Consider the following 11622-nt stretch of genomic DNA (forward strand, 5'->3'; position numbering starts at 1 on the left):
GGCTATTGATTGAGCAGAATGGAAAGTGATCAAAAAATAGGCGAAGCCGGTTTCGATATCGGCCCAATCTCGATTGGGATCTCGACCGTGCTCGCGCCCTTGTCCGGCGTGACCGACGTTGTTTTTCGCCGGATCGTCAAGCGTCTTGGCGCTGGCCTCGTCGTCTCGGAGATGGTTGCATCCGACGAGCTCGTCAAAGGTTCGGAAGAAGCGCAGCTGAGAGCCGAGGGAGCCGGGATCGAGCCTCACGTGGTCCAGCTTGCCGGCTGCGATCCGCGCTGGATGGGGGAGGCGGTTCGTGTGGCCGAGGGGGCGGGAGCCCGAATCATCGACATCAACATGGGTTGTCCGGCCAAGCGCGTTATCGGCGGGTACGCGGGCTCGGCGCTGATGCGCGATCTCGATCATGCATGCCGACTCATCGACGCCACGGTGAAGGCCGCGAACGTGCCGGTCACGGTCAAGATGAGGCTTGGCTGGGACCACGCCACCATCAACGCCCCGGAGCTTGCCCGTAGGGCGGAGGCCCTCGGCGTGAAGGCCGTCACGGTTCATGGGCGGACGCGTCAGCAGTTTTATAAGGGGCAGGCCGATTGGAGCGCCATCGCGGCTGTCGTCGAGGCGGTCCGCATTCCCGTCGTGGCTAATGGCGATATCGGCTCACTGGAGGATGCTCGCCGCTGCCTCGACGCATCCGGGGCCGCCGCCGTCATGATTGGGAGATTGGCGGTCGGGCGGCCGTGGTTGGTCGGGCAAATTGGAGCAGCGCTCCAAGGGCGGACCATCCCGGATCCCGAGCCCGAGGTGATGGCGGCGCTCGCGATCGAGCACTACGAGGGCCTTCTTGCCCTCTATGGCGAAGAGGTCGGCATCCGGCATGCGCGCAAGCATCTCGCGGCTTATGCCGATGCGGCCTCGTTTTGTGGCTTCGAGGTTCCTCATGCGGTCCGAAGGGCTCTGGTGACGTCGGAAGAGCCCGGGACCGTCGTTGCCTTGCTGCAAACCGTCTATGGGAATCGTGATCGGGTGGCGGCATGATGATGGGGATCAACGACCTGATCATGAACGCACTCCCGCTTCCGGTCCTGACGATCGGCCCGGAGCAGCGGGTGCTCCACGCCAACGCGGCGGCCGAATCGTTCTTCGAGATGAGCTTGCGGGTGATGCAGCGCCAGAAGCTGAGCGACTTCATCCCCTTCGGGTCCCCTATCATGGCCCTCGTCGAGGATGTGCGGCAGCGAGGATCGAGCGTCAGCGAACACAGGGTCGATATCGGAAGCCCGCGCCTGGGCGCGGAGCGGATCGTCGACGTTTTCGCCACGCCCCTCGGCGATGACCGGGGACGGGTCGTTGTGATGCTGCAGGAGCGCACCATCGCCTACAAGATGGACCGGCAGCTGACCCATCGCGGCGCGGCTCGCTCGATCACAGCCCTTGGCGCGATGCTCGCCCACGAGATCAAGAACCCGCTGTCCGGTATCCGCGGGGCCGCGCAGCTCCTCGAGCAATCGGCCGCGGAGGACGACCGAATTCTCACTCGGCTAATCTGCGACGAGACGGACCGCATCGTGAAGCTCGTCGAACGCATGGAGCTTTTCGGCGAGGAACGGCCGGTCGAGAGGGGGCCGATCAACGTTCACGGCGTTCTCGACCATGTGAAGCGACTGGCTCAATCCGGCTTTGCCCGGCACATCCGCTTCGTCGAGAACTATGATCCGTCCCTGCCTCCGGTCCTTGCCAACAGGGACCAGCTCATCCAAGTCGTCCTGAACCTCGTCAAGAACGCTGCGGAAGCGGTCGGGATCGACGCTTCGGACGGGGAGATTATTCTGTCCACGGCCTTCCGCACCGGTGTGCGCCTTCAAGTGCCGGGATCTCAGGAGCGGCTAAGCCTGCCGATCGAGCTCGCCATCAGCGACAACGGTTCCGGCATTCCGCCGGAACTGGCCAGCGACCTGTTCGAGCCTTTCGTCACGACCAAGGTGCAGGGCAGCGGTCTCGGCCTTGCGCTGGTGGCGAAGATCGTGGGCGACCATGGCGGCATCGTCGAATGCGATCCCGCGCCCCGACGTACGACATTCCGAATTCTTTTGCCGATGCACCGCGCCAATGATGGCCGCGGCGCTGAAATGTGAGGCTTGGTCCCATGCCGAGTGGACAGATCCTTCTTGCCGACGACGACGCCGCCATCCGGACGGTTCTGAACCAGGCCCTTTCCCGGGCCGGCTACGAGGTCCGTTCCTCGAGCAACGCCGCGACCCTGTGGCGGTGGGTTGCGCAAGGGGAGGGCGATCTCGTCATCACCGACGTGATGATGCCCGACGAGAACGCATTCGACCTCCTCCCACGCATCAAGAAATTGCGGCCGGAGCTGCCAATCATTGTCATGAGCGCCCAGAACACGTTCATGACGGCGATCAAGGCGTCCGAGCGCGGTGCGTACGAGTACCTGCCGAAGCCCTTCGACCTGAAGGAGCTTGTGGCGGTGGTAGGCCGCGCGCTGTCGCGACCCCGCGCCCCGTCCACCCCCAGCCCGGCGGCCGAGAACGAGGACATTCCGCTGGTCGGGCGTTCGCATGCCATGCAGGAAATCTACCGGGCCTTGGCGCGGCTGATGCCAACAGATCTTACGGTCATGATCACGGGCGAATCCGGGACCGGCAAGGAACTGGTGGCGAAGGCCCTGCACGACTACGGCAAGCGCAAGCAAGGTCCGTTCGTGGCCGTGAACATGGCGGCGATTCCCCGGGAGCTGATCGAATCCGAGCTGTTTGGGCACGAGAAGGGTGCCTTCACAGGTGCGACGGCTCGCAATACCGGCCGCTTCGAGCAGGCCGAGGGCGGCACCCTTTTCCTCGACGAAATCGGCGACATGCCTATGGAGGCCCAGACGCGACTGCTGCGGGTGCTCCAGCAGGGCGAGTATACGACGGTAGGCGGCCGGGTTCCGATCAAGACGAATGTCCGAATCGTCGCGGCAACCAACAAGGATCTGCGGATCCTCATCCAACAAGGCCTGTTCCGGGAAGATCTTTTCTTCCGGTTGAACGTGGTTCCCCTGCGCCTGCCGCCCCTGCGCGAGAGGGTTGAGGATATTCCCGATCTCATCCGTCACTTCTTCGTCCTCGTGGAGAAGGAGGGTCTGTCCCGCAAGCAGGTCGATGTGGAGGCCATGGATCGGCTGAAGCGCTATCGCTGGCCGGGCAATGTTCGCGAGCTGGAAAATCTCGTTCGCCGTCTGGCGGCTCTTTACCCGCAGGACACGATCACCGGCGCGATCATCGATGCTGAGCTGGATGCCCAGCCGATGCCCCTGCCGCAAATGAACGGGAAGTCCGAGCGGGTTAACGACTCGGAAGGTCTCTCGGATGCGGTGGAGCGGCACCTGGCCGAATATTTCTCAGGGTTCCGGGACACGCTCCCGCCTCCGGGCCTGTATCATCGGATTCTCCGGGAGATCGAAGGACCTCTGATCGGCGCAGCCCTTGCGGCCACCCGGGGCAACCAGATCCGGGCCGCTGAATTGCTGGGGGTGAACCGAAATACATTGCGCAAGAAGGTCCGCGATCTCGAACTCCTCGTGGTGCGGTCCGGCCGATAGTCTGTCGGCGCTGCTGTAATAATTTGACCACAGTGTTGTGTTGGTGCATCACCCATAAGTAGGCGCATGATAAAGCGCGCCTGATTTGCGGGGCCAGCTTTTGACCAGCCAGCACATACAAGCACAGCGTCAAGCGGCCGATCCGGCGCAGCGCAGTCTCGGCTGGCTCGGGCCCATTGCGGTTCTGGCGGCGCTGGCGTCAGCGCTGACGACGTTCCTGGTGCTGTCCGGCGCGACCCCTATCCTTCCAACCCACAACGTCGTCATGTGGGTGTTCGTCCTGAACGGCGCACTCATCCTGCTGCTGCTGGGCATCGTCGCATGGCAGGCGCGCAGGCTTGTGCGGGAGAGGCGTGCGGGAGCGGCGGCGGCCGGTCTTCATGTCCGGATCGTCGGTCTTTTCAGTCTGGTGGCGGTGCTGCCCGCGATTCTGGTTGCCGCGGTGGCGACTGTTACGCTGGAGCGCGGCCTGGACCCCTGGTTCACGGGATCGATCAAGGAGCTCATGACCAATACGGTGGAGATTGCGCGCTCCTATCGTGAGATGCAGTGCCGGACCCTTGCGCGTGAAACGCAGCTCATGGCCGCCGACCTCAACCGCGCGAAGGTCCTCTATGACGCGGACCGCAAGGTGTTCAGGGACTTCCTGCAGTCGCGCGCGGTCTTCCTGGGTTTTCCGCTTGCGATGATTGTCGAGCCGGATGGCACGGTGGTCGAGAAGGTCGAGGTGAAGGCGATCGAGGGAATGCCTCAGCCGACCCCTGCCGATCTTCGGGACGCCAACAGCAGCGACGCTCTGTGCCTTTTTCCGAGAACCGGCAACATCTTCCGTTCGATCCTAACCCTGGAGGCGCATGGCGGGCGTGTCCTGTACGTGGCCCGCGAGGTTGATCCGCGCGCGGTCGAGTTCCCCCCCGTGGCGGAGGCCGGAATCGCGTTCTACGAGGCTCTCGACCAGAAGAAATCGGGCATACAGATCGCCTTCGCGTCCATGTTCACCCTGATCGCCCTGATCGTCCTTCTGTCGGCCATCTGGTTCGGATTGAACTTCGCGAACCGCCTTGTCGCACCGATCCGCCGCCTCATCCATGCAACCGACCAGGTTGCGACGGGGAATTTCTACGTTCAGGTACCGGTTCGGCGAGGCGAGGGGGATCTGGGTCACCTCGGCGAGACGTTCAACAAAATGACGTCGGAGCTGCGGCACCAGCATGACAGCCTCACGGCGGCGAGCGACCTCATGGACCGCCGCAGGCGCTTCACGGAGGCGGTGCTGGCCGGAGTATCGGCAGGCGTCATCGGCATCGACGCGCACGGGTCGATTACCATCGTCAATCCTTCGACCGAAGCGCTCCTCGCAACGCCCAGGGAGGATCTTCTTGGCCGCTCGATTGCCGTTGTGCTGCCCGAAGTCGCTGAGCTTGTCGAGGAAATGCGGAATGCCCGACAGCGCCTGATGCAGCGGCAGATCGAGGTTACCCGCCGAGGCAAGGAGCGGACCATCAACGTGCGCGTCACAAGCGAACAGGCGCGCAGCGAGGACAGGGATCTCGTCATCACTCTCGATGACATCACCGATCTGGTTTCAGCTCAACGTACTTCCGCCTGGGCCGACGTTGCCCGGCGCATTGCCCATGAGATCAAGAATCCGCTCACGCCGATCCAGCTTTCGGCCGAGCGCATTCGCCGGAAATACGGAAAGGTCATCACAACCGACCGTGAGGTCTTCGACCAGTGCACCGACACCATCGTCAGGCAGGTCGACGACATCAAGCGGATGGTCGATGAGTTCTCGTCGTTCGCGCGCATGCCGAAGCCGACAATCGGCAGCGAAGACCTTGCGGAAACAATCCGGCAAGTGGTCTTCATGATGCGGATTGCGCATCCCGAGATCCAGTTCAGGGACAAGATGCCGGACGGGCCCGTCATCGCTCCGTTCGACCGCCGCCTTCTTTCACAGGCCGTCACGAACATCGTGAAGAACGCCACGGAAGCGATCGCGGCCGTACCGGAGGAGGAGCGGGGGCCGGGGGAGATTTCCGTCGTGCTCGATGATACGCACCCTGAGTACCTGATTTTGGCCGTGACCGACAACGGCAAGGGTTTCCCTGCGGAAGGAAGGCAGCGTCTGCTGGAGCCCTATATGACGACCCGCGAGGGGGGCACCGGGCTGGGGCTTCCCATCGTGAGCAAGATATTGGAGGAGCATGGCGGAGGCATGGAGCTTGTCGATAATCCGACTGGACGCGGGGGGCAGGTCCGTATGTGGATACCGAAGACCAAACCTGCCGCAGCTGAAGAGACATCCGTCGCCGCTGGGCGAACCGAAGGGCACAGGGCTGGGCTATGAGTGCTGATATCCTTGTGGTCGACGATGAGGTCGACATTCGCGAACTTGTGGCCGGCATTCTCGAAGATGAGGGTCATCGCACCCGCACGGCCGGTACGTCCGACGAGGCTTTAGCGTCCATCGAAGCGCGGCGTCCACACTTGGTGTTTCTCGACATCTGGCTACAGGGCAGCAAGCTCGATGGCCTTCAGGTGCTCGATCTCGTCAAGGCTCATCATCCCGACCTGCCGGTGGTGATGATCTCCGGGCACGGAAATGTCGAGACGGCGGTCTCTGCCATCAAGTCTGGCGCCTACGACTTCATCGAGAAGCCCTTCAAGGCCGATAGGCTCGTCCTTGTCGCCGAACGTGCGTTGGAAGCGTCTCGCCTCAAGCGCGAGGTTCGGGATCTGCGGACGCGCTCGGTCCAGGCCAGTCGGATCGCCGGCAAGTCGATCGTGGTCAACCAGCTGAGGCAGGCCGTCGAGCGGGCGGCGCCCACCAACGCCCGCATCATGGTCACGGGCGCTCCCGGGTCCGGCAAGGAATTGACCGCACGGACGATCCACCGTCTGTCCACACGGGCGAACGGGCCGTTCATTGTTGTTTCCGCCGCCACGATTACGCCGGAGAACATGGAGGCCGAGCTGTTCGGCGTGGAGGCCGACGACGGACGCGGACGCCGGGTCGGCGCGCTCGAGGAGGCCCATGGCGGCACCCTCTACATGGATGAAATCGCCGACATGCCCCGGGAAACTCAGAACCGGATCCTGCGGGTGCTGGTCGACCAGAACTTCCAGCGGGTCGGTGGCACCACCCGCGTTCATGTGGACGTTCGCATCATTTCGTCGTCGAGCCGCGATCTGCCTGCGGAAATTGCTGCGGGACGCTTCCGCGAAGACCTTTTCCACAGACTGGGCGTCATCCCGATCCGGGTTCCGTCACTGGCGGAACGGCGGGAGGATGTGCCCGAGCTGATCGATTTCTTCATGGACCAGATTTCGGCGGCCTCGGGCCTCCCCAGGCGCAAGATCGCCGAAGACGCCATGGCGGTGCTCCAGTCGCATGACTGGCCCGGCAATGTGCGCCAACTGCGCAACAACGTCGAACGGCTGATGATTCTCAGCACGGGCGACCCTGATGCGGCGATCACGGCGGACATGTTGCCGTCGGAGATTGGGACGCTGGTTCCGACCACTCCCGGCGGATCCGGCGGCGAAAAGTTGATGAGCCTACCTCTGAGGGAGGCGCGAGAAATCTTCGAGCGGGAATATCTTCTGGCCCAAATCGCCCGTTTCAGCGGGAATATCTCGCGAACGGCCGAGTTTATCGGTATGGAACGCTCCGCGCTCCACCGGAAGTTGAAATCACTAGGAATCGGCGGCTAGGGCAACGATCCACGGAAAAAATACTCGGAGGGGGTATAACGGCCATGCCCCCCCTTGCGTAACGGTAATCTTCGCCCTGTAATAAGTGAGCCGGTCACCGACCGCACGAAAGCGGACAACCAAGAGAGGCGGCCCCATAGCCAAGACCGGCGGCGAAGGGGTTGGCGAGGCAAACTCAATGGCGGGCGATCGCGCGCAGAATCTCCAGGACACCTTTCTCAATTATGTCCGGAAGAACAAAATCCCCCTGACGATCTTTCTGGTCAACGGCGTGAAGCTTCAGGGCGTCGTCACCTGGTTCGACAATTTCTGTGTGCTTTTGCGCAGAGATGGGCACTCCCAGCTCGTCTACAAGCATGCTATCTCTACGATCATGCCAGGACAGCCCGTGCAATTGTTTGACCAGATTGACGAGGCCGGCGAAAAGGCTTGATTTGACCGAACCGCGCACCCCGGGGGAACACCGCCTCGCACAGCTTGCCGAACCTGAGAAAGAGGTTGCGGCTGGCACGAACACGCTTGTCATCGGCCCTTACCTGACTCGCAGGCGGCGGGCGCCTTCAGGGCCGGTCGAGGAGCTGGATGCCTCAAATCCACGCCCGCCCGAAGCCCGTCTCGACGAAGCAGCAGGCCTTGCCGCCGCCATCGATCTCCACGTCGTGCGAGCACTGATTACGCCTCTCGCGTCGCCCCGGCCCGCCACTTACATCGGCAGCGGCAAGGTCGACGAAGTAGCGGCATTGGTCCGAGCCGAGGAGGTCGGGCTCGTCATCATGGATTGCGCGCTGAGCCCCGTGCAGCAACGGAACCTGGAAAAGGCCTGGGGCGCGAAAGTCATCGACCGAACGGGCCTGATCCTCGAAATTTTTGGACGCCGCGCACGGACCAAGGAGGGCACCCTTCAGGTCGAGCTCGCGCATCTGTCCTATCAGAAAGGGCGGCTTGTCCGGTCCTGGACGCACCTTGAGCGGCAACGGGGCGGGTTCGGCTTCCTTGGCGGCCCAGGTGAGACTCAGATCGAGGCCGACCGGCGGCTCATCCAAGACCGGATGACGAGGATCGAGCGAGAGCTTGAGACGGTGGTCAAGACGCGTTCCCTGCACCGGCAGAGCCGGAGGAGGGTGCCTTACCCGATCGTAGCGCTTGTCGGATACACCAACGCGGGCAAGTCCACTCTTTTCAACCGCATGACCTCCGCCGAAGTGTTCGCCGAGAACCTTCTCTTCGCGACCCTCGACCCAACGTCGCGTGCAATCGATTTGCCGCACGGCGAAAAGGCGATCCTATCCGACACGGTGGGCTTCATCTCGGATCTGCCGACCATGCTGGTAGCCGCGTTCCGGGCGACCCTGGAAGACGTGGTGGAGGCCGACATTCTTCTCCATGTGCGCGATGTTTCCCATGGGGAAACCGAAGCCCAGGCGGGTGATGTCGCCGTCGTCCTGCGAGAGCTCGGCATTGATCCAAACGACACGCGACGCATCATCGAGGTGTGGAACAAGGCTGATCTTCTCTCCGATGAGGATCGTCAACGGCTCGCAGCAGCGTCAACCCGCGCGGACGAGGAGACACGGCCCATCCTGATCTCGGCCCTGACCGGGGAGGGGCTGCCTGAACTTCTCTCGACCATCCAGGAGCATCTTGCGTCTGGAAGGCTCACCTATGAGGTCGATGTGGCGCCGGAGGATGGGCAGGGCCTCGCATGGCTGCACGAGAACACGGAAATCCTCGAGCGCCAGACCCTCGAAAGCGGGCGCACGATCCTCCAGGTGCGCCTCAGTCAGGGGAAGGAGCCCCGCTTCCTCAACCGCTTTCCGAACGCCCGGGTGCTATGACGGGGAGCCAGGCTTTCGTTCTGCGAGCTTGGCCTCGACCCACAGCCGCTCCATCTCGTCGAGGCTAGCACCTTCCAGGGATTTCTCCTGCCGCTGGAGTGCGCTCTCGACAGACCGAAAGCGCCTCTCGAACTTCGAGTTCGTACGGCGAAGAGCTGCCTCTGGATCGATCCCGTAGTGTCGAGCGAGGTTCGTGACCGAAAACAATAGATCACCGATTTCGTCTTCGATCCTGTCTTTTTCGCCTGACGAAGAGGCGTCCTTAACCTCTTCCAATTCCTCGTGAATCTTATCGATCACCTGGGCGGTTTCCGGCCAGTCGAAGCCCACCTTCGCGGCCTTGGTGGTGAGCTTTTGGGCTCTGGTCAGCGCCGGGAGCGCCGGAGGAATGCCGTCTAGAAACCCTGTCTGCTGATCATCGGTCGGGAGGCCAAGTTTCTCGCGTGACAGGCGTCGCTCGGCTTTTTCCTCCTGCTTGATCTCGTCCCACAGGGCTTTCACCTCCGCGGGCGAAAGATCCTGCGCCTCGCCAAACACGTGCGGGTGCCGGCGGATGAGTTTTCGGGTGATTGCCTCAACCACGTCGGGGAAAGCGAAAAGGCCTTTCTCGGCAGCCATTTGAGCATGAAAAACGACCTGGAGGAGAAGGTCTCCCAACTCGTCCTTGAGGTCGGTGAAGTCGCCGCGCTCGATGGCATCCACCACCTCGTAGGCTTCCTCCAGGGTGTAGGGTGTGATGGACGCGAAATCCTGTTCCTGATCCCAGGGGCAGCCCGTGTTGGGATTACGAAGCGCGGCCATGATTTCCAGGAGCCGCGTGATGTCGGAGGAAGGCTTCATCCGCGAACCCATGATGGTGTCGGAGGGCTGAACATGTGACCCACGCCGCCTGGACGCAAGCGTGATCTTTCGGCTTAGCGAAACCGGTCCCAGACCAGGGAGGCGAGGGGCATGACGTAATTGCGCCGCAACGTGATGATCAGCACCCCGCAAAGCGCGATGGCTGTCCCCAGCCCGGTTCGAAGGTCGAAATGGTCGCCCGTGATAAGGATCCCGAGCGCCACCGTCATCAGCGGATTCAGCACGATGAGCGGCGCGATCAGGTTTGCCGGGTATTTCTGGATCAGGCCATAATAGAGCGTGTGGGCAATAAGGGATACGATAAGGGCAGAAAACAGGACAGCCGCCAGGAACGGCCAGCCGGCCTGCATGGCGAGGTTCATCTGATTTGTCTCGAAACCGGCCGACAGAATGATGAGCGGCACCACCGAGGTGAGGCCGACCCATGCTTGGAGCTTCAGGGGCCGTGCGCCTTCGATCTGCTTCATCATCACGGCCGCAATGGAGCCCGCAGCGGCCGAGGCGAGAATCAACACGAGACCGCCCGACACCGCAAACCCTTCACTTGGATCCCACATCACCAGCATTCCGCCAAGGAAGGTAAGGACGATACCGAGCCCCCGCCTCCACTCAATCCGCTCTCCGAGCATAGCTACCGACAGAAGCGTTGTAATCGGCAGCCCGAGCTGGCTGACGATCGCGGCGCTTGAAGGTGTGGCCGTCTTGATCCCGAGAAAGAACAGCGCAAAACCGCCGCCGCCCATTAAGAATCCAACCACCAGGACGCGCCAGCGGGGTCTTGGAACCGGGAAAAGCCAAGGAGCCGCTGCGAGCGCCACGATGCCAAAACGCACGGCTGCGTAGAACAGCGGCGGGATCTCCATGCCCGACACGACAAGCTTGGCGATGATGGTGTGTGCGGCCCAGGTCGCGCAAACCAGGAGCACAATCAAGAAGTCCCGAAGGGTCATGTCACGATTAAGAGCAATCGAGCCAGGCGATCAACCGGCAGCTGACGCGGGGCTGGCATGTTTTTTGACAAAGCCGGCCGGGCAGGGCGTTGCTCAGGTGGTTTCCTCTCGGATCCAACGCTCTAGGATGCCAACGACATAGGTCTTCTCGGCAGCGCTCAAGGGAAATCCCAGCTGGATCCCATGCCACTTCTCGAGACAGGAACGGCAGCATGTGCCAGTCGCATGTTGGGCGATGAAGACAGGGTGCCCACGAAACGGCGTCTGCTTTCCGTCATTGGCCGGGTTCGCCGGAGCCAGCCGCCTGTCGACGAAATCCCGGGCATGTTCCAAGACGGCTGGGAGACCTTTGCCCGTGAGATAGCTGCGCTCCTGAGCCCGCAGGTGGAAGCGCTGGCGAAAAGTCGACTTGGACAAGGCGGCGAATAGCTGACCCATATCTCTCATCAGACAGTCCAGCTTCTCGTTCGACTGAATCAATGGCCAACCATATCCGCTAACTCAACGGCTGGAGGCAATGCCCAAGGCCATGGGAGAGGCGGAGGGGACTTCAGCCACCTATATATCGTGTAAGCGCAATATAGAGATGACACCCCTCTGCAAAGTTCAAATGGCACTCTCCTGCTTTTCGGGGCTGTAGGAGGACGTGCCGTATGAC

The 11622-nt window shown here is 62.3% G+C and carries 10 protein-coding genes; 7 read left to right on the plus strand and 3 right to left on the minus strand.

Annotated elements, in window-relative coordinates; translation table 11 throughout:
* Positions 1–18: 18 nt before the first annotated feature.
* The 7 genes from dusB (at position 19) to hflX (ending at position 9153) form a co-directional block, all read left to right on the plus strand.
* Complete coding sequence (gene dusB, locus DRB19_RS24310) at positions 19–1038, plus strand: tRNA dihydrouridine synthase DusB (RefSeq protein WP_114188602.1); 1020 nt, start codon at positions 19–21, stop codon at positions 1036–1038.
* A complete protein-coding gene (locus DRB19_RS24315; protein ID WP_114188612.1) occupies positions 1038–2135 on the plus strand; it encodes a two-component system sensor histidine kinase NtrB in 1098 nt (365 codons plus the stop codon). The genes dusB and DRB19_RS24315 overlap by 1 nt, the downstream gene beginning before the upstream one ends.
* 11 nt (positions 2136–2146) lie before the next feature.
* Positions 2147–3601: a nitrogen regulation protein NR(I) gene (gene ntrC / locus DRB19_RS24320; RefSeq protein WP_114188603.1), complete on the plus strand. Its 1455-nt coding sequence runs from the start codon at positions 2147–2149 to the stop codon at positions 3599–3601.
* Positions 3602–3701: 100 nt separating this feature from the next.
* A complete protein-coding gene (locus DRB19_RS24325) occupies positions 3702–5951 on the plus strand; it encodes a sensor histidine kinase NtrY-like (RefSeq protein WP_114188613.1) in 2250 nt (749 codons plus the stop codon).
* Positions 5948–7318 carry a nitrogen assimilation response regulator NtrX gene (gene ntrX / locus DRB19_RS24330; RefSeq protein ID WP_114188604.1) on the plus strand — a complete coding sequence of 457 codons (1371 nt, stop codon included), beginning with the start codon at positions 5948–5950 and terminating at the stop codon, positions 7316–7318. Before DRB19_RS24325 ends, ntrX begins: the two co-directional genes overlap by 4 nt.
* 178 nt (positions 7319–7496) lie before the next feature.
* Complete coding sequence (hfq, locus tag DRB19_RS24335; RefSeq protein WP_114188605.1) at positions 7497–7751, plus strand: RNA chaperone Hfq; 255 nt, start codon at positions 7497–7499, stop codon at positions 7749–7751.
* Between the two features lies 1 nt (position 7752).
* Positions 7753–9153: a GTPase HflX gene (gene hflX / locus DRB19_RS24340; RefSeq protein WP_114188606.1), complete on the plus strand. Its 1401-nt coding sequence runs from the start codon at positions 7753–7755 to the stop codon at positions 9151–9153.
* Here the strand turns inward: hflX and mazG are convergent.
* The 3 genes from mazG to DRB19_RS24355 all read right to left on the minus strand — a co-directional run bounded on the left by mazG (position 9148) and on the right by DRB19_RS24355 (position 11402).
* Positions 9148–9993 (minus strand): nucleoside triphosphate pyrophosphohydrolase, encoded by an 846-nt coding sequence (gene mazG / locus DRB19_RS24345; protein WP_114188607.1) that lies wholly within the window; start codon positions 9991–9993, stop codon positions 9148–9150. The genes hflX and mazG overlap by 6 nt on opposite strands.
* 74 nt (positions 9994–10067) lie before the next feature.
* Complete coding sequence (locus DRB19_RS24350; RefSeq protein WP_114188608.1) at positions 10068–10964, minus strand: DMT family transporter; 897 nt, start codon at positions 10962–10964, stop codon at positions 10068–10070.
* Positions 10965–11057: 93 nt separating this feature from the next.
* Positions 11058–11402, minus strand: coding sequence for a DUF4186 domain-containing protein (locus DRB19_RS24355; RefSeq protein ID WP_114188609.1), 345 nt, complete (start codon positions 11400–11402; stop codon positions 11058–11060).
* Positions 11403–11622: the final 220 nt, after the last annotated feature.

The sequence above is a fragment of the Microvirga aerophila genome, from assembly GCF_003332305.1.
GTDB lineage: Bacteria > Pseudomonadota > Alphaproteobacteria > Rhizobiales > Beijerinckiaceae > Microvirga > Microvirga aerophila.